Below are 16,815 nucleotides of genomic sequence, written 5' to 3' on the forward strand. Positions count from 1 at the left end.
GATCAAGCACGATCTTGCAGGGCGTCGCGCGCGACGCCCCGCGCGCGACGCCCTGCAAGATCGTGCTTGATCCAGGATGTAGTGGCCTCCCTCTCCGTGGAGGCCACTACATCCATGTTCCAGCGTGATCTAGGGAGACGGCAGGTGCGAACCGGTAGCGGTCAGGCGACCGTGGCGTGCATCTCCCAGACGAGGATCTCGGCCGGTTCGTCGGCGGTCACCCGCCGGCCACCGGTCATGGTGAGCCGGGCGGCGTCGCCACTGCCGAGCGGACCGCTGCCCTCCAGGGTCACCGTGCCGTTGGGCACGTAGAGGTGCACGTAGGGCGCGTCCGGGATGGTGACCTCGTCGCCGGGGGCGAGACGGGCGGCGTGCAGGGTCGCGTACCGGTTGCGGATCCGGATCGCGGACGCGCCGTCGTAGCGGTCCATCCCGGAGGCGATCGGCACCAGACCCCCGCGGAGCAGCTCGTCCTCGATCTCCAGTTGCTCGTAGCCGGGGTCGACGCCCTGCTCGTCGGGGAGCACCCACATCTGCACGAAGTGCACCGGGTCGGTGTGCGGCTCCTGGTTGTTGAGCCGCCAGGCGTCGTTCTTCTCCGAGTGCAGGATGCCGGTGCCAGCGCTCATCCGCTGGGCCAGGCCCGGGTAGATCACCCCGGAGTGCCCGGTGGAGTCCTGGTGCACCAGGGAACCGCGCAGCACCCAGGTCACGATCTCCATGTCCTGGTGGGGGTGGGTTTCGAAGCCGGCCCCCGGTCGGACCACGTCGTCGTTGTTGACCAGCAGCAGGCCGTGGTGGGTGTTGGCCGGGTCGTAGTGCCGGGAGAACGAGAAGGAGTGCTTGGAGTCCAGCCAGGAGATCCGGGTGGCGAAGCGATCGTCGGCACGACGGATGTCGACCGCGGGTGCGGGCGCGGTCACCAGGCACGCTGCCCGGCGTCGGGGGTCGACGGCGCCCAGGTCAGGGCCGGCTCGCCGGTGGCCAGTTCGGCGATCTCACCGGTGCGCAGCTGCGGTGTGTGGCCGAACTCGGCGCAGTGCTGCTCGGCGATCTCGGCACAGATCTCGGCCACCTGCTCGCAGATCGGGTCGCCCAGGTCGGCGGCGTTCAACGCCATGATCATCTTGAAGCGGAGATCACGCATCTGCCCCCCAACCGCCGTCGTCCCACCACCTCCGGACCCTACCCGCCGCCCTTGCGCAGGACCCCAAAACGAGCACACCACCCCCGCTCGGTGCCAAGCCTTGATGGTCGCCGTGGCGCTTGCCCAGGCCCCTCGGCACCAAGGGGGACGCGACAACGCCGCCCGCACGGGAGTGCGGGCGGCGTTGGGACAGCTGGGGGTCGGTCAGAAGAAGCGGCGGCGCTTGGCCTTCTGCGGACGCATCAGGTCCGCACCCTTGGTCAGCAACCGGGTCGCCCCGGAGGGACCACGCCGGGCCTCCAGGGTGTGGCTGAGCCGGCGGGCACCGGCTGCGGCCACCGGCACCGCGATGGCCATCACCGCCCACTGGGCAATGCGCTTCTGGATCATGTGGGTTCACCTCCGTCAGTGGCTTCTGACGTCTCTGATACCCAGAGCGACGTGCGGGTAAGCGCGTCGGCTCAGATAACCGGGGCGACCGGGTTGGGCAGCGCGCCGCCGAAGCGTCGGTCCCGCTGGGCGTACAACTCGCACGCGTACCAGAGGTGGCGGCGGTCGAAGTCGGGCCAGAGCGTGTCCAGGAAGACCAACTCGGCGTACGCGGTCTGCCAGAGCAGGAAGTTGGAGATCCGCTCCTCCCCGGAAGGGCGCAGGAACAGATCCACCTCCGGGATCTCCGGGTGGTAGAGGTACTTCGCCACGGTCTTCTCGGTGACCTTCGCCGGATCCAGCCGGCCGGCCGCCACGTCCCGGGCGATCGCGGCGGCGGCGTCACCGATCTCGGCCTGCCCGCCGTAGTTGACGCAGAACTGCAGGGTCAGCGTCGAGTTGTCGCGGGACATCTCCTCGGCGGTCTGCAACTCGGAGATGACGCTCTTCCACAGCCGACCGGGCCGGCCCGACCACACCACCCGTACGCCCAGGTCGACCAGCTGGTCACGGCGGCGACGGATCACGTCCCGGTTGAACCCCATCAGGAACCGGACCTCGTCGGGCGAGCGCCGCCAGTTCTCCGTGGAGAACGCGTACGCCGACAAGTACGGGATGCCCATCTCGATGGCGCCCTCGATGGTGTCGAAGAGGCTGTGCTCCCCCGCCTCGTGCCCCTTGGTGCGGGGCAGCCCGCGGTCCTTGGCCCAGCGGCCGTTGCCGTCCATCACCACCGCCACGTGCTTCGGCACCGCCTCGGTGGGCAGCGCCGGGGGGCGGGCCCCGGACGGGTGTGGCACCGGCGGGGTCGGCTCGCGCCGGCCGGCCTTCTTCGATCGGATCACTCGGTCACTCCCTGTTCGCGCCGTCCGCCCCGGCCTCGACGTCGCCACGTGGCCGGAGCACCACGGCCCCGGTGCCCTCCGGCGGCGGGGCCGTGCCGGCCGCCGAGGAACCCCGGTCGACCAGCGGCAGCGAGCGTAGCGCGCGCTCCAGGTGCCACTGCAGGTGAGCCGCGACCAGCCCACTGCACTCCCGACGTACGGCGGCGTCGGTGGCGTCGGCGATCACCCAGTCGCCGGAGGTCAGCGCGGACATCAGATCGATGGTGGCCGGGGCGGGATGAGCCGCCCCGGGTGGCCGGCAATCGGGACAGACCGCGCCGCCGGCCGGAACCGAGAACGCCCGGTGCCGCCCGGGCGTGCCGCAGACCGCGCAGGCGACCAGCGCCGGCGCCCAGCCGGCCAGGGACATCCCGCGCAGCAGGTACGCGTCGAGCACCAGGGTGGTGGCGTGTTCGCCCCGGGACAGCGCCTTCAACGCGCCGATGGTGAGCTGGAACAGCCGCAGCGACGGCTCCCGTTCCACCGGGGTCAGGCGCTCGGCGGTCTCGGCGATCGCGCTGGCCGCCGTATAGCGCGGATAGTCGCCCAGGAACCGTTTGCCGTACAGGTCGATGCCCTCGACCTGACTCACGGTGTGCAGAGAACTGCCGTGGTTGCCCTTCGGGTCACCGGCGAGCTGGAGGTCGACGTGGCCGAACGGCTCCAGCCGGGCACCGAACTTGCTGGTGGTGCGGCGGATCCCTCGAGCCACCGCGCGCAGCCGGCCGTGCCGGCGGGTGAGCAGGGTGATGATCCGGTCGGACTCGCCGAGCTTCTGCACACGCAGCACCACCGCGTCGTCGCGGTAGAGCTGTCGGCGATACCCGGCCATCGGGCCATTCTCCCTCGGGGTGTGAAATCAGGGTTGGTTCGGGGTGCAAGCGCGGATGAACCCCGATGCGGCCGCCTCGTGCTCGGCCGTAGCGTGCTGGTCATGGCACTGCACCTGACCACCACCCCCCGCCGTCGTCGCGTCGCCGCTCCCGTCGCGCTAGGGCTCGCCACCAGCCTCATCGTGCTCGCCGGGTGCGACAACCTGTCGTTCCGTCGGCTCGACTACGACAACACCGAGGCGGTCCGGATCACCACGATCCGGGTCTCCGGGGGGTCGGGCGACGTGGTGGTCCGCGGCACCGGCGCGGCGTCCGAGGTGCGGATCAAGCGAGTGGTTCGTTACCAGGGCGGTGAACCGGACAACACCCGCTACGAGATCAAGGGCAGCGAGCTGGTGCTGAACACCGACTGTGGCTCGCGGTGCAGCATCTCCTACGAGGTGACGGTGCCCGAGGGTGTGGCGGTGCAGGGCGAGACCAGCTCCGGCAACGTCGAGTTGAGCCGGGTCGGCACCGTGGACCTACAGGTGAGCTCGGGCGACGTGCGGATCTCCGGCGCGTCGGGCGCGGTCGGGGTGGAGGCCCGTTCCGGCAACATCGAGGTGAGCGAGGCCGCCGCGGCGGTACGGCTGCGCGCCTCTTCCGGAGACATCACCGCACGCCGGCTGGGCGGCACTGTCGACGCCGAGGCCAGCTCGGGCAATGTCAACGTGGAGCTGGACAAGCCCGCCTCGGCCCGGGTCCACGCCTCCAGTGGTGACGTCACGCTGGTGGTGCCGCAGGGCAGCTACCGGGTCCGGTCCAACGCCGACTCCGGCGACGAGACCGTCACCGTCGCCGACAACCCGGCGGCGTCCCTGGTGCTCGACGGTTCGGCCAACAGCGGCAACCTCACGATCAGCGAGCGTTGATCTCGACGCTGGCCGCCTCCCCTGCCGTCCGCTGCGACGGCACCACCGCTCGTCCGACGGTCGCCCCGGCACCGCCCGCCGCGTCGGCACCCGGCCGGGCCGCACCCTCGGCACCCGGCCGGACCGCCGCGTCGGCACCCGGCCGGCCCCCAGCGTCGGCGGGCTGCGCCGTGCCACCGGGGATCAGCTCCGGGCGGCGGCGGGCGGCGACGTCCTCGACCCAACCGACGGCCAGGGTGACCAGCCCGACCAGAGCGAAGACCAGCAGTACCCGGATGGCCAGGCCCACCGGGTCCTGGTGGGACCAGCCCACCACGTCGACCAGCGGAGTGAGCGCCACCACGAACGGCATGTGCCAGAGGTAGACGGTGAGCGCCCGCCGGTTGAGCACTGTCACCGCCCGGTCGACCAGTCGGCTCCGGCTCAGCCAGGCCACCCCGGCCGGCGCCCGGCCCAGCACGATCAGGATGAACGCGGCCGACCAGAGGGCGTTGCCCAGGGGGTTGTCGTTCAGGTCGTACCCGCGCGGACCGGGATGCTCGACGATCCAGGCGCCGCCGCCCACGGCGAGGGCGAGCGCCACCGGGTACAGCAGCCGGCCGGAGAGCCGGCGCAGCATCCCGGCGTGGTGGGCGAAGCCGAGCAGCCACGCGCCGAAGTAGAGCCCGAACTCCCGCAGCACCGGCGGCGCCGGGTAGATCCCCACCTCGATCGTCACCAGCAGGAGGTACGGGGCGAGCAGGGTCATCAGCGGGGCACGCCGGAACAGCCAGAACGCGACCGGCGAAGCGAGCACGAACCACAGATAGTCACGCAGGTACCAGATGATGCTCAGCGCCAGCGCGCCCCAGTTGTTGGCCGGCGGGTCGGCGATCGGGAACAGCCACAGCAGCACCCGAGGGCTCACCGACAACCCGCTGAACATCATGGCCGGCACGAAGACCACCGCGAGCACCCACAGCGACGGCAGCAGTCGACGCAGCCGACGCCCGACCGCCGCCGGCCCGACCCGGGTCAGCGACGCGGCCATCAGCGAGCCTGCCAGCGCGAACATCACCGACATGGCGGGGAAGACGAGGGTGAGGGTCGCCCATCCGGTGACGTGGTAAACCACCACCCGAACGATGGCCAGGGCACGGAGGATGTCGAGGTACCTGTTGCGCATCAGCCTGCACTCGGTCGGGGACGCGGGGCACAACTTTCCTACCCTGCGTGGCGCCCGCACCAAACGACAGCCACCTCAAACGGGGCGTGAACATCCCCGGCTGCCCGACCGAAGGCGATCGTGCCGCCGGTCGGGCACCGCCGACGAGGTGGGTCAGAAGCCCAGCTTGCGCAGTTGCCTCGGGTCGCGCTGCCAATCCTTCGCGACCCGCACGTGCAGGTCGAGGTAGACCCGACCGCCGAGCAGCTCCTCGATCTGCTTGCGGGCGTTGGTGCCGACCTCCTTGAGCCGACTCGCCTTGTGCCCGAGCACGATGGCCTTCTGGCTGGGCCGCTCCACGTACAGGTCGGCGTAGATCTTCATGACCTGACCCTCGGGGATCATCTCCTCCACCACCACGGCGATGGAGTGCGGCAGCTCGTCGCGGACCCCCTCCAGGGCGGCCTCGCGGATCAGCTCGGCGACCAGCACCTGCTCGGGGTCGTCGGTGAGCATGTCGTCCGGATAGAGCTGCGGCGACGGCGGCAGGTACTTGGTCATCACGTCGACGAGGGTGTCCACCTGGTGCCCGGACACCGCGCTCACCGGCACGATCTCGGCGAACTCCCCCATCTTGCTGACCGCCAGCAGCTGCTCGGCCAGGCGACGCTTGTCCACCAGGTCGGTCTTGGTGACCACCGCCAGCACTGTCGCCTTCAACTCGGCCAACTCGCCGGTGATGAACCGGTCACCGCGCCCGACCGGCTCGTCGGCCGGGATGCACAGGCCGATCACGTCGACCTCGGTCCAGGTGGACCGGACCAGGTCGTTGAGACGTTCGCCGAGCAGCGTACGGGGGCGGTGCAGGCCCGGCGTGTCGACGAGGACCAGCTGCGACTCCGGTCGGTGCAGCACCGCCCGGATGACGTGCCGGGTGGTCTGCGGCTTGTTCGAGGTGATGGCGATCTTGGTGCCGACGATGGCGTTGGTCAGCGTCGACTTGCCGGCGTTGGGGCGACCGACGAAGCAGCCGAACCCGGCCCGGTACGGACGCGCTTCCGGATCCTGCACCGGGCTCACTGGGTCACCGTGCCGAGGACCGTGCCGTCCGGAGCGGCCACGTGGACCGGTGCGTCCGCCGCGAGGTCCCGTACCGCCGCGTGCCCGGCACCATCCAGCGTCGACGCCTCGGTCACCACCACCGCCGCCTCCAGCCGACTTGCCCCGGCCGCCACGGCCGAAGCGACCGCCAACTGCAACGCGGTGAGCGTCAGCGACGGCAGCGCGACACTGGCCGCCGCGTACGTCCGGCCGTCCTGGTCGCGGACCGCGGCGCCCTCCACGGCGCCGACCCGCGCGCGGGCTCCCCGGGCGAGGACGACGAGCTTGCCGTCCTCGGCGCTCAGCGCGCCCGACGCGGTGGGGGTGGGCCGGGCGACAGGCGCGGCGGGTGTGTCAGGCATCGGCGGATTGCCTCTCGTCGTCTCGATAGTTGTCCGTGTCGTCCCCGGGGCCGGCGTGCTCGCCGCGCCCCGCGGTGTCCTGCTCATCGCCCGGCTCCACCCGGCTGACCAGGACGGTGTCGATCCGGTTGCGCCGCCCGGTGGTGCCCTCGGCGACCAGGCGGAGACCGGCGACCTCGGCCTCGGCACCCGGGATCGGCACCCGCCCCAGCGACTGGGCGAGCAGGCCGCCGACCGTCTCCACCTCGTCGGTGGGCAGGGCGGTGTCGAACATCTCGCCGAGATTCTCCACCGGCAGGCGAGCGGTCACCCGCACCGAGGAGTCCGCCAGACGTTCGACGGGCGGGCGCTCGACATCGTACTCGTCGGTGATTTCACCGACGATCTCCTCGAGGATGTCCTCGATGGTGACCAGACCGCCGGTGCCGCCGTACTCGTCGACCACGATGACCAGGTGGTTGCGGGCCGCCTGCATCTCGGACAGCAGGTCGTCGACCGGCTTGGACTCCGGTACGAAGGTCGCCGGGCGCATCAGCTCGGCCACCGGCAACTGCTCGGCCCCCGGGTCCCCGCCACGGGAGCGCCGGATCAGGTCCTTGAGATAGAGCACGCCCAGCACGTCGTCGACGCTCTCGCCGATCACCGGGATGCGGGAGAAACCGGAGCGCAGGAAGAGCGCCAGCGCCTGCTCGAGCGTCTTGCCCTCCTCGATCCACACCATCTCGGTACGCGGCACCATCACCTCACGGGCGATGGTGTCGCCGAGCGCGAAGACGGAGTGGATCATCTGGCGTTCGCCGTGCTCGACAACGCCGCGCTGCTCGGCCAGGTCGACCAGCTCCCGCAGCTCCACCTGGGTGGCGAACGGACCTTCCCGGAAGCCGCGCCCCGGGGTGACCGCGTTGCCGATCAGGATCAGCAGCGACGCGAGCGGGTTGAGCGCCCGACCCAGCCAGCGGACCAGCGGCGCCACCGCACGACCCACGGCGTAGGCGTGCTGCCGGCCGATGGTGCGCGGGGCGACGCCCACCACCACGAAGCTGACCACGGTCATCGCGCCGGCGGTCACCAGCGCGGCCCGCCACCCGGCGCCGAAGCTGTCCACCGCCACGAGCGCCACCAGTGTGGTGGCGGTCAGCTCGGCGAGCAGCCGCAACAGCAGGAGCAGGTTGAGGTGCCGGACGACGTCGCCGGCCACGACCTGGAGGGTACGGGCGCCGCGTACGCCGTCGCGGGCCAGCTCGGCGGCGCGGGCCGGTGAGACCGCGGCGAGGGCCGCCTCGGTCATCGCGATCAGGCCGGCCAGCACCACCAGACCGGCCGCGAAGACGATCAGCTGAAAGTCGGGAAGGCCGGCGGTCGCGCCGGCCGCGAGTAACGGAGAAGTGGACATCACTGGGTGCGGGTCGACCGCCAGCTCGCCAACAGCCGAGCCTGGAGTGCGAACATCTCCCGCTCCTCCTCCGGCTCGGCGTGGTCGTAGCCGAGTAGGTGCAGCACCCCGTGCACGGTGAGCAGGTGCAGCTCGTCGGCCGGTGCGTGCCCGGCGGTCGCCGCCTGCTTGGCCGCCACCTCCGGGCAGAGCACGATGTCGCCGAGCAGGGCGGGCTCGCCACCGGCAGGTGCGGACTCACCCGGGCCGTGGTCGACGCTGCCCTCGTCCATGGGGAAGGCGAGCACGTCGGTCGGGCCGTCGCCACCCATCCAGCGGTGGTTCAGCTCGGTCATGTAGTCGATGTCGACCAGCAGCACGGACAGCTCGGCGAGGGGGTTGACCCCCATCTCGTCGAGGGCGTGCCGGGCGACGGCGAGCACGGCGTCGGTGTCGACGTCGACACCGGACTCGTTGGCGATCTCGATGGACAACTGCTTTCCTCTGCTTTAGCGGCGGCGGCCGGCCCGGCCGCCCTGGGCGGGTCGCCCAGGCACGGCGTGAACGCCCTGCGCCTGCTGGTTCTCCCGCTCGGCGTCCCAGCGGGCGTACGCGTCGACGATCTCCCCGACCAGCTGGTGGCGGACCACGTCAGAGCTGGACAACTGGGAGAAGTGCACGTCATCGACGTTTTCCAGGATCTCCCGAACCACCCGCAGGCCGCTGCTCGTCCCGCCGGGAAGGTCCACCTGGGTGATGTCACCGGTCACGACGATCTTGGAGTTGAAGCCGAGTCGGGTGAGGAACATCTTCATCTGCTCGGGCGTCGTGTTCTGCGCCTCGTCCAGGATGATGAACGCGTCGTTGAGCGTCCGACCCCGCATGTAGGCGAGGGGGGCGACCTCGATCGTGCCGGCGGCCATCAGCTTCGGGATGGTCTCCGGGTCGAGCATGTCGTGCAGCGCGTCGTAGAGCGGGCGCAGGTACGGGTCGATCTTCTCGTTGAGCGTGCCGGGCAGGAAGCCCAGTCGCTCGCCCGCCTCGACCGCCGGCCGGGTGAGGATGATCCGGTTGACCTGCTTGGCCTGCAACGCCTGGACGGCCTTCGCCATCGCCAGGTAGGTCTTTCCGGTGCCGGCCGGACCGATGCCGAAGACGATGGTGTGGGTGTCGATCGCGTCGACGTACTTCTTCTGCCCGAGCGTCTTGGGGCGGATGGTGCGCCCGCGCCGGGAGAGGATGTTGAGTGTCAGGACCTCGGCGGGCCGCTCGGCGCTGCCCTGCTCGAGCATGCCGACGGTACGCCGGACGGCGTCACTGGTCAGGGTCTCGCCTTTCTCGATGAGTTCGAGGAGCTCGCTGAAGACCCGCTCGGCGAGGGCGTTGTCCGCGGGGTCACCGGTGATGGTGATCTCGTTGCCGCGAACGTGCACGTCACTGTTGACCGAGCGTTCGACGAGCCTGAGGATCTCGTCGCCTGCGCCGAGCAGATTGACCATGATCTTCGGGTCGGGCACGGTGATCCTGGTCTGCACCCGGGGCGGGCCGGGAGGTGGGGTGCCGGTCATAGGTTGGGCCGAAGGGCCCTGCGCACCTGCTCTCGATCTCGGCGCCGGCCTGCTGGCTGGCGTGCGGACGTTACACCCATCGTATCGGTTCAACGCGGGGCGCATCGCGCCCATTTCCGCTGGCCGCGATCAGCTCCCGGCCCGGAAGTCGTACCGGTCGAAGGTCTCCTGGTGGCGGGTGAACCGGTACGTCGCCCAGTGCATCCGGACCACCGCGCCGGCCTCGTCCCGGGTCAGCCGCAGCAGCTCACCGACCTCCCGGCCGGAGACCACCCGGAACACGTCCGGCTGGTCCGGCAGCGGGGTGAAGATCGCCGGTGGGCGTCCGGTCGGGTCACCGACCCCGCGCGCCCGCAGGGTGCCGTCGTGCCAGGAGAAGACGTACTCGGAGCCCTCGCCCCACCAGCGGCCGAGCGCACCCCGCAGGGCCGCCGGCGCGGGTGCGCCGGGTCGCCAGGGCTCGATCTCGGCCGGGTCGTGCTCGACCGCCGCGGCGAGCAGCCGGTGCGACAGGTCGAACAGTTCGGTCGCTGTGCCGGACGAGCCGAGCACAGCGGCACCCATCGCGCCGGGCGTACCGTCACCGCCACGGCGGCCGTACGCCCCGGCGAGGAACCCGGGCATCGCCCCGTCGTGCCCCACGTGCATCACCCGCTCCCCCTGCGGGATGAGGATCAGCCCGAGCCCGAAGCCCGCGCCCCAGAGCGTCTCGTCGGTGGTGGTCAGCGGCCAGCGCATCTCGTCCAGGGTGGCCGGGGCGAGGACCGCGCCGGCCGGGTCCAGCGCCGCCGGGTCGGCCAGGAACGCCGCCCAGCGGGCCATGTCGGTCGCGGTGCTCCAGAGCTGCGCGGCCGGGCCGACCGCGCCGAAGTCGGTCGGCGGTTCCGGGTGCGCCTCGTCGGAGTACGCGTCGACCAGGAACCCGGTGGCCGCCGTCGGCCGTGGGGTCACCGTGGTGTCGGTCAGCCCCAGCGGCGTCAGGATCCGCTCGGTGAGCGCCTGCGCCCAGCTGCCGCCCCGGAGTCGGGCGACGAGTTGGCCGAGTACGGCCACGCCCAGGTTGGAGTAGTGGAACCGCCGGCCGGTCGGCAGCACCCGCTCGGCCCGGTCCAACTCGGCGACCAGTTGGTCGTCGTCCGGTGCGCGCAGGCTGTCCCACACATCGCCGAACGGCTCGCGTTGCAGGCCACCGGTGTGCGACAGCAACCGGCGTACGGTCAGCTCGCCGTGCGCCGGAAGGTCCAGGTGCCGGCCCACCGGGTCGTCCAGGTCCAGCAGCCCGTCGTCGCGGCACTGCAGGACCAGCACCGCGGTGAACGTCTTGGTGATCGAGCCGATCCGGAACTGGGTGCCCGCGCCCAGAGGGCTGTCGGTGCCGGTCTCGCCGACGGTGCGGCTCCAGAGCGGTCGGTCGGCCCGGTGCAGCGCCGCCGACACAGCGGGCACCCGGGCCTCGGCCTGCACCCGCCGGACCAACCGGTCCAGGTGCTCGTTGCCACGACCGTCGGGCGCGGGAGCGCGCTCGGTCACGCCAGGTCCCGGGCGAGCATCGGGCCGAGCGGCGCACCGCCGAGCAGGTGCGCGTGCACGTGGAAGACCTCCTGGCCGCCGTACGCGCCGGTGTTGAACATCAGCCGGAAACCATCGCCGAGCAGCCCCTCGTCCTCGGCCACGGCGGCGGACGTCGCCAGCACGTCGGCGGCCAGCGCCGGGTCACCCTGGGCGAGCGTGGCGACGTCGGCGTAGTGCTCCTTCGGAATGACCAGGACGTGCACCGGCGCCTTCGGGTCGATGTCGCGGAAGGCGAGCGTGGTGTCGGTCTCCCGGACCACGGTGGCCGGAATCTCCCCGGCGACGATGCGGCAGAACAGGCAGTCGGATCCCATCGGGGCAGTGTAAGGACTGACGGGCCGGGGGCGCTCCGGCGCCGGGTGCGCCGCCGGCCCGTTCGCAGGGAAGGTACGGCTGAGGCAGGATGGCCGGCATGACGGATCGGGCGGTACTCGTGACCGGGGCCTCGCGTGGGATCGGCCGCGCTGTGGCGAAGGCGTTCGCAGCCGGCGGCGACCGGGTGGCCATCCACCACCGCGACTCCGCCGATGCGGCCGAGGAACTACGCGCGCAGCTACCGGGCACCGGGCACGTGGTGGTCCGCGCCGACCTCACCGATCCGGACGCGGTCCGGGTCATGGTCGACCGGGCCGCCGAACTGCTCGGCGGGCTGGACGTGCTGGTCAACAACGCCGGGACGTACGGCGACCGGGACGACCCGCACCCGATCTTCGGCGCTTCGTACGAGGAGTGGCAGCAGCGGTGGCGGCAGGTGCTGGAGACCAACCTGACCGGCGCCGGCAACGTCATCTGGTGCGCCGCCCAGCACATGCGCGAACGCGGTGGGCGGATCGTGAACGTCTCGTCCCGGGGCGCGTTCCGTGGCGAGCCGCACCAGCCGGCGTACGGCGCCAGCAAGGCAGGGCTGAACGCGCTGGGCCAGTCCCTCGCCGTGGCGCTCGCGCCGTACGGCATCGCGGTCGCCACCGTCGCGCCGGGCTTCGTGGCGACCGACATGGTCACCGAGTACCTGCGCGGTGAGGAGGGCGTGGCCATCCGGGCGCAGAGCCCGTTCGACCGGGTGGGCAAACCGGAAGAGATCGCCGCCGCCGTGCACTGGCTGGCCTCGCCGCAGGCCGAATGGGCCTCCGGCACGATCGTCGACCTCAACGGCGCCTCCTACCTGCGCAGTTGAGGTCGACGCCGGCGGCAGATCACCTGGCCAGGGAGGTGGTTGGCGGTTCGTGGGCGGGTAAGTCTCACCGACATGGCCGACTCCGCGCTGCTGGACCTCACCGCCGACTACCGGGTGGCCGATGGCCACGACGACGACCCTGTCCTGCTCCGCCCCGACGGCACCCCCGTCGACACCTGGCGTGAGGACTACCCGTACGACGAGCGGTTGGACCGCGACGAGTACGACCGCGACAAGCGGCTGCTCCAGATCGAGCTGCTGAAACTCCAGGACTGGATCAAGGAGTCCGGCGAGCGTTTGGTGATCCTCTTCGAGGGCCGGGACGCGGCCGGCAAGGGCGGCACCATCAAACGCTTCATGGAGCACCTCAACCCGCGTGGCGCGTCGGTGGTGGCGCTCGCGAAGCCGGACGAGCGGGAAGCCGCCCAGTGGTACTTCCAGCGGTGGCTGGCGCACCTGCCGGCGGCCGGTGAGATCGTGCTGTTCGACCGTTCCTGGTACAACCGGGCCGGCGTGGAGCGGGTGATGGGATTCTGTAGCCGTAAGGAGTACCTGGAGTTCCTGCGGCAGGCCCCGGAGCTGGAACGGATGCTGGTGCGCTCGGGCATCCGGCTGGTCAAGTTCTGGTTCTCCGTCTCCCAGAACGAGCAACGCACCCGGTTCGCGATCCGCCAGGTCGACCCGGTCCGGCAGTGGAAGTTGTCTCCGATGGACATCGCCTCGCTGGACCGGTGGGACGAGTACACAGAGGCCAAGGAGGCGATGTTCTTCTGGACCGACACGGCCGACGCGCCGTGGACGGTGGTGAAGAGCAACGACAAGAAGCGGGCCCGGCTCGAGGCGATCCGGCACGTGCTGCACCGCTTCGACTACACCGGCAAGGACCCCGACGTGGTCGGCACACCGGACCCGCAGATCATCGGGCCGGCCGGGCTGGACCTGGGGCCGGAGGAAGAGGTGGTGCCGGTCTTCCCCCGCCCCTGACGGCTCGACCGACGACCGGTCACCAGCGGCCGAGGCGGGTGGCGAGCACGCTGAGGGCCGCCACCCCGGCGGTGGAGGTGCGCAGCACGGCCGGCCCGAGGCGTACGGGTCGCCCGCCGGCCTCGGCGAAGGCGGTCAACTCGGCCGGGGCGATGCCACCCTCCGGGCCGATCACCAGCACGATCTCGCCGGCGGTCGGCAGCTCGGCGGTGGTGAGCCGGTCCTCGGCCTCCTCGTGCAGCACGAACCCTGCGGCGGCACCGGCGATCCGACGGGCCACCGTGGCGGTGGACTCGTCCGGCGCACCGGCCACCACCGGCAGCCACGGCCGGCGGGCCTGCTTGGCCGCCTCCCGGGCGGTGGCCACCCACTTCTCCCGGGCGCGTACGCCCCGGTCACCGCGCCACTGGGTCACCGAACGCGAGGCCGCCCAGGGCACGATCTCGTCCACCCCGACCTCGGTCATCGCCTGCACGGCCAGCTCACCCCGGTCGCCCTTGGCGATGCCCTGCACGGTCACCAGCCGGGGTACGGGCGCGTCCGCGTACCCCCGGGAGGTGATGGTGACCTCCAGGCTGCCCCGGCCGACGGCGGTGACCACGGCGGCGGCCGTGCCGCCCCGACCGTCTGCGAGCAGCAGCTCCTCGCCGACGCGCAACCGCTGCACGGTGGCGGCGTGGTGCCCCTCCGGGCCGTCCAGGGTCAGCGCGTCGCCGGTGGGCAGCGCCTCGACCAGGAAAAGCGGTGCGGACACCTCAGGCGTGCCCGTTGAACGCGTCGCGCATCCGAGAGAAGAAGCCGCCCTGCTTGGACAGCTCGGCGACCTCCTCACCACGGGTCTTGGCGAAGTCGCGCAGCATCTTCTCCTGGTCCGGGTCGAGCTTGGTGGGCGTCCGCACGTCCAGGTGGACGTAGAGGTCGCCTCGGCCGGTGCCGCGCAGGTGCGGCACGCCCCGGGCGCGTAGTCGCAGCGTGCTGGCCGGCTGGGTGCCGGCCTTGACGTCGACGGTCTCCTCGCTGTCCAGCGTCTTGATGGTCAGCCGGGTGCCCAGCGCCGCCGCCGTCATCGGCACGGTGACCCGGCAGTGCAGGTCGTCGCCCTTGCGGGAGTACACGTCGTGCGGGCGTTCGTGGATCTCCACGTAGAGGTCACCGGCGGTGCCACCGCCGGGGCCCACCTCGCCCTGCTGGGCCAGCCGGATCCGCATGCCGTCCTCGACGCCGGCCGGGATCTTGACGGTCAGCGAACGGCGGGTCCGCACCCGGCCGTCGCCGGCGCAGGTGGGGCAGGGGTGCGGGATGGTGGTGCCGTAGCCCTGGCACACGGTGCACGGCCGGGCGGAGACCACCTGGCCGAGGAAGGTGCGCTGCACCGACTGCACCTCGCCCCGACCGCCGCACGCCTCGCAGGTCGCCAGGTGCGTGCCGGCGGCCGTGCCGGCCCCGGAGCAGGTGGTGCAGAGCACCGCGGTGTCGACGGTGATCGGGGCCTCCACACCGAAGGCCGTCTCGTGCAGGTCGAGTTCGAGCCGCAGGATCGCGTCGGCGCCCGGCCGGGTACGCGGCCGTGGGCCACGGGCGCCACCTCCGGCACCGCCGAAGAACGCGTCCATGATGTCCTGGAAACCGACGAACGGGCCGGCGCCTCCGGGACCACCCGGGCCGCCGGCACCGCCGCCACCCGGGGCGAGCGGGTCGCCACCCAGGTCGACGATCTGCCGCTTCCGGTCGTCCGAGAGGACCTCGTACGCGGCGTTGATGTCCTTGAACTTCTCCTGAGCCTCCGGGTCCGGATTGACGTCCGGGTGGAACTGGCGTGCCAGCTTGCGGTAGGCGCGCTTGATCTCGTCATCGGAGGCTTCCCGGCTCACACCGAGAATGCCGTAGTAGTCCCTGGCCACTGCGTTCCGTGTCCTCATGTTCGTCTCGCGTTGCGCCGGTCGGCGGCCGCAGCCGGCCGCATCGGCCCTGACCAATCAGTTCTGGGCCAGCAACTCGCCCACGTAGCGTGCCACGGCGCGCACCGTGGCGATGTTGCCGGGGTAGTCCATCCGGGTGGGCCCCAGCACCCCCAGGCCGCCCACGATGGTGGTGCCCGGGCCGTACCCGGTGCTGACCACGGAGGCGGCGCGCAGGTTGTCGAACTCGTTCTCGTCGCCGATCAGCACCCGGGTCGTGCTCGGCTCGGTCTCACCGATGAGCTTGAGCAGCACGACCTCCTCCTCCAGGGCTTCGAGGATCGGCCGCAGGGAGCCCTGGAAGTCGAGCAGGCCACCCCGGGTGAGGTTCGCGGTGCCGGCGAGCGCGATCCGCTCCTCGTGCCGCTCGACAAGCGTCTCCAGCAGGACGGTGGCGAGCGTGGTCATGGTCGGACGCAGGCCGGTCGGCGCTTCCTCGACCAGCGCCTGCACCAGCGGCGGCGTCTCGGACAGCCGGGCGTTGGCGAGCTTCTCGTTGATCAGTCGGCGCAGGTCGGTGACGTCGTCGGCGGGCACCGGCCCGGGCAGCTCCACGAGTCGCTGCTCCACCCGCCCGGTGTCGGCGATCATGACGAGCATCAGTCGGGTGGTGGAGATCGGCACCAGCTCCAGGTGACGCACCGAGGAGCGGGCCAGGCTCGGGTACTGCACGACGGCGACCTGCCGGGTCAGCTGGGCGAGCAACCGCACCGTGCGGTGCACCACGTCGTCGAGGTCGACCGCGCCGACCAGGAAGCGCTCGATGGCCCGGCGCTCGGCCGGGCTGAGCGGCTTGACCCGGGACAACCGGTCGACGAAGAGGCGGTAGCCGCGGTCGGTGGGCACCCGGCCGGCACTGGTGTGCGGCTGCCGGATGTAGCCCTCCTCCTCCAGCACGGCCATGTCGTTGCGGACCGTGGCCGGGGAGACCCCGAGCTGGTGCCGCTCGACCAGCGCCTTGCTGCCGACCGGCTCCTGGGTGGAGACGTAGTCTTCGACGATGGCGCGGAGCACGGCGAGTTTACGGTCGTCGAGACCCATCCTCCGCACCTCCTGTCGCACGTCGGCCGCCGGCGCTCTGGGCCGGCCGGCCGTCCTGGCACTCGACTGTAACGAGTGCCAGTCTACGTCGGCGGGCCCGCCGACGCGATGATCAACGGCCACCCGTCGGTGCGGTCCACGCCACCTGCGTTGGGCCGATCGGCCCACACTGCCAGGCGGTGTCGCTCTGGTGCGGCGTTGCCACGGGCCCCTACCGTGACATCCATGACTGAACCTCCTCGCCCTCCCGGGTCGGGCGACCCCGGCAACTACCCGCCGGAGCCCACCTCCCCAGGCCCGTCCCCGTCGGCCGAGCCGCCCACCGCACCACTGTC

At 71.7% G+C, this 16,815-nt stretch carries 19 protein-coding genes; 3 read left to right on the forward strand and 16 right to left on the reverse strand.

All coding sequences use genetic code 11. From position 1 onward, the window contains the following. Nucleotides 1-161 precede the first annotated feature (161 nt). The 5 genes from DLJ58_RS28870 to recO form a co-directional block, all read right to left on the reverse strand. The gene (locus DLJ58_RS28870) at nucleotides 162-923 is read right to left on the reverse strand and encodes a pirin family protein (RefSeq protein ID WP_112677214.1); all 762 of its coding nucleotides are present in this window, start codon (nucleotides 921-923) and stop codon (nucleotides 162-164) included. Beyond that, nucleotides 920-1,147: a thioredoxin reductase gene (locus DLJ58_RS28875; protein ID WP_091409742.1), complete on the reverse strand. Its 228-nt coding sequence runs from the start codon at nucleotides 1,145-1,147 to the stop codon at nucleotides 920-922. The genes DLJ58_RS28870 and DLJ58_RS28875 overlap by 4 nt, the downstream gene beginning before the upstream one ends. Nucleotides 1,148-1,351: 204 nt before the next feature. After that, a complete protein-coding gene (locus DLJ58_RS28880) occupies nucleotides 1,352-1,537 on the reverse strand; it encodes a hypothetical protein (protein WP_124861038.1) in 186 nt (61 codons plus the stop codon). Nucleotides 1,538-1,608: 71 nt separating this feature from the next. Further along, nucleotides 1,609-2,421 carry an isoprenyl transferase gene (locus DLJ58_RS28885; RefSeq protein ID WP_091409745.1) on the reverse strand — a complete coding sequence of 271 codons (813 nt, stop codon included), beginning with the start codon at nucleotides 2,419-2,421 and terminating at the stop codon, nucleotides 1,609-1,611. Nucleotides 2,422-2,425: 4 nt separating this feature from the next. Continuing rightward, nucleotides 2,426-3,292: a DNA repair protein RecO gene (recO, locus tag DLJ58_RS28890; RefSeq protein ID WP_091409749.1), complete on the reverse strand. Its 867-nt coding sequence runs from the start codon at nucleotides 3,290-3,292 to the stop codon at nucleotides 2,426-2,428. A 102-nt stretch (nucleotides 3,293-3,394) separates the two neighbouring features. On the opposite strand from recO, the gene DLJ58_RS28895 reads away from it, so the two are divergent. Beyond that, nucleotides 3,395-4,204, forward strand: a complete 810-nt coding sequence (locus DLJ58_RS28895; protein ID WP_124861040.1) for a DUF4097 family beta strand repeat-containing protein — start codon at nucleotides 3,395-3,397, stop codon at nucleotides 4,202-4,204. On the opposite strand, the gene DLJ58_RS28900 is transcribed toward DLJ58_RS28895, so the two are convergent. The 8 genes from DLJ58_RS28900 to DLJ58_RS28935 form a co-directional block, all read right to left on the reverse strand. Further along, nucleotides 4,191-5,369: an acyltransferase family protein gene (locus DLJ58_RS28900; RefSeq protein ID WP_124861042.1), complete on the reverse strand. Its 1,179-nt coding sequence runs from the start codon at nucleotides 5,367-5,369 to the stop codon at nucleotides 4,191-4,193. The genes DLJ58_RS28895 and DLJ58_RS28900 overlap by 14 nt on opposite strands. Nucleotides 5,370-5,522: 153 nt before the next feature. After that, a complete protein-coding gene (era, locus tag DLJ58_RS28905; RefSeq protein ID WP_091409997.1) occupies nucleotides 5,523-6,419 on the reverse strand; it encodes a GTPase Era in 897 nt (298 codons plus the stop codon). Nucleotides 6,420-6,424: 5 nt separating this feature from the next. After that, nucleotides 6,425-6,811, reverse strand: coding sequence for a cytidine deaminase (locus DLJ58_RS28910; protein ID WP_112588259.1), 387 nt, complete (start codon nucleotides 6,809-6,811; stop codon nucleotides 6,425-6,427). Continuing rightward, nucleotides 6,804-8,228, reverse strand: a complete 1,425-nt coding sequence (locus DLJ58_RS28915; RefSeq protein WP_124861044.1) for a hemolysin family protein — start codon at nucleotides 8,226-8,228, stop codon at nucleotides 6,804-6,806. Before DLJ58_RS28915 ends, DLJ58_RS28910 begins: the two co-directional genes overlap by 8 nt. Beyond that, nucleotides 8,204-8,677 (reverse strand): rRNA maturation RNase YbeY, encoded by a 474-nt coding sequence (gene ybeY / locus DLJ58_RS28920; RefSeq protein ID WP_030491788.1) that lies wholly within the window; start codon nucleotides 8,675-8,677, stop codon nucleotides 8,204-8,206. Before ybeY ends, DLJ58_RS28915 begins: the two co-directional genes overlap by 25 nt. Nucleotides 8,678-8,692: 15 nt before the next feature. After that, entirely contained in the window at nucleotides 8,693-9,751 is a 1,059-nt protein-coding gene (locus DLJ58_RS28925; protein ID WP_124861046.1) for a PhoH family protein, read from the reverse strand. A gap of 129 nt (nucleotides 9,752-9,880) precedes the next feature. Beyond that, nucleotides 9,881-11,281 carry a serine hydrolase domain-containing protein gene (locus DLJ58_RS28930; RefSeq protein ID WP_124861048.1) on the reverse strand — a complete coding sequence of 467 codons (1,401 nt, stop codon included), beginning with the start codon at nucleotides 11,279-11,281 and terminating at the stop codon, nucleotides 9,881-9,883. Continuing rightward, on the reverse strand, nucleotides 11,278-11,637 hold the full coding sequence (locus tag DLJ58_RS28935) for a histidine triad nucleotide-binding protein (protein ID WP_088988083.1): 360 nt from the start codon (nucleotides 11,635-11,637) through the stop codon (nucleotides 11,278-11,280). Before DLJ58_RS28935 ends, DLJ58_RS28930 begins: the two co-directional genes overlap by 4 nt. A gap of 98 nt (nucleotides 11,638-11,735) precedes the next feature. Between DLJ58_RS28935 and DLJ58_RS28940 the strand changes: the two genes are divergently transcribed. Together DLJ58_RS28940 and ppk2 are read left to right on the forward strand one after the other, a co-directional pair. Next, nucleotides 11,736-12,497 (forward strand): SDR family NAD(P)-dependent oxidoreductase, encoded by a 762-nt coding sequence (locus tag DLJ58_RS28940; RefSeq protein ID WP_124861050.1) that lies wholly within the window; start codon nucleotides 11,736-11,738, stop codon nucleotides 12,495-12,497. 72 nt (nucleotides 12,498-12,569) lie between these two features. Continuing rightward, nucleotides 12,570-13,481 carry a polyphosphate kinase 2 gene (gene ppk2 / locus DLJ58_RS28945; protein ID WP_124861052.1) on the forward strand — a complete coding sequence of 304 codons (912 nt, stop codon included), beginning with the start codon at nucleotides 12,570-12,572 and terminating at the stop codon, nucleotides 13,479-13,481. A gap of 19 nt (nucleotides 13,482-13,500) precedes the next feature. Here ppk2 and DLJ58_RS28950 read toward each other — a convergent pair whose 3' ends face one another. The 3 genes from DLJ58_RS28950 to hrcA form a co-directional block, all read right to left on the reverse strand. After that, nucleotides 13,501-14,235 (reverse strand): 16S rRNA (uracil(1498)-N(3))-methyltransferase, encoded by a 735-nt coding sequence (locus DLJ58_RS28950; RefSeq protein ID WP_124861053.1) that lies wholly within the window; start codon nucleotides 14,233-14,235, stop codon nucleotides 13,501-13,503. Nucleotide 14,236: 1 nt separating this feature from the next. Continuing rightward, the gene (dnaJ, locus tag DLJ58_RS28955; RefSeq protein WP_181518639.1) at nucleotides 14,237-15,382 is read right to left on the reverse strand and encodes a molecular chaperone DnaJ; all 1,146 of its coding nucleotides are present in this window, start codon (nucleotides 15,380-15,382) and stop codon (nucleotides 14,237-14,239) included. A gap of 75 nt (nucleotides 15,383-15,457) precedes the next feature. Next, nucleotides 15,458-16,480, reverse strand: a complete 1,023-nt coding sequence (gene hrcA, locus DLJ58_RS28960; RefSeq protein ID WP_091409786.1) for a heat-inducible transcriptional repressor HrcA — start codon at nucleotides 16,478-16,480, stop codon at nucleotides 15,458-15,460. Between the last annotated feature and the right edge of the window lie 335 nt (nucleotides 16,481-16,815).

This window comes from Micromonospora arida, assembly GCF_003857035.1.
GTDB classification, from domain to species: domain Bacteria; phylum Actinomycetota; class Actinomycetes; order Mycobacteriales; family Micromonosporaceae; genus Micromonospora; species Micromonospora arida.

What these genes read in the sequence shown, in the direction of transcription:
- DLJ58_RS28875 (WP_091409742.1), bottom strand. Translation starts at nt 1,147, where the DNA reads ATGCGTGATCTCCGCTTCAAGATGATCATGGCGTTGAACGCCGCCGAC.
- DLJ58_RS28895 (WP_124861040.1), top strand. Translation starts at nt 3,395, where the DNA reads ATGGCACTGCACCTGACCACCACCCCCCGCCGTCGTCGCGTCGCCGCT.
- DLJ58_RS28910 (WP_112588259.1), bottom strand. Translation starts at nt 6,811, where the DNA reads ATGCCTGACACACCCGCCGCGCCTGTCGCCCGGCCCACCCCCACCGCG.
- DLJ58_RS28880 (WP_124861038.1), bottom strand. Translation starts at nt 1,537, where the DNA reads ATGATCCAGAAGCGCATTGCCCAGTGGGCGGTGATGGCCATCGCGGTG.
- DLJ58_RS28900 (WP_124861042.1), bottom strand. Translation starts at nt 5,369, where the DNA reads ATGCGCAACAGGTACCTCGACATCCTCCGTGCCCTGGCCATCGTTCGG.
- hrcA (WP_091409786.1), bottom strand. Translation starts at nt 16,480, where the DNA reads ATGGGTCTCGACGACCGTAAACTCGCCGTGCTCCGCGCCATCGTCGAA.
- ppk2 (WP_124861052.1), top strand. Translation starts at nt 12,570, where the DNA reads ATGGCCGACTCCGCGCTGCTGGACCTCACCGCCGACTACCGGGTGGCC.
- DLJ58_RS28925 (WP_124861046.1), bottom strand. Translation starts at nt 9,751, where the DNA reads ATGACCGGCACCCCACCTCCCGGCCCGCCCCGGGTGCAGACCAGGATC.
- DLJ58_RS28935 (WP_088988083.1), bottom strand. Translation starts at nt 11,637, where the DNA reads ATGGGATCCGACTGCCTGTTCTGCCGCATCGTCGCCGGGGAGATTCCG.
- recO (WP_091409749.1), bottom strand. Translation starts at nt 3,292, where the DNA reads ATGGCCGGGTATCGCCGACAGCTCTACCGCGACGACGCGGTGGTGCTG.
- DLJ58_RS28940 (WP_124861050.1), top strand. Translation starts at nt 11,736, where the DNA reads ATGACGGATCGGGCGGTACTCGTGACCGGGGCCTCGCGTGGGATCGGC.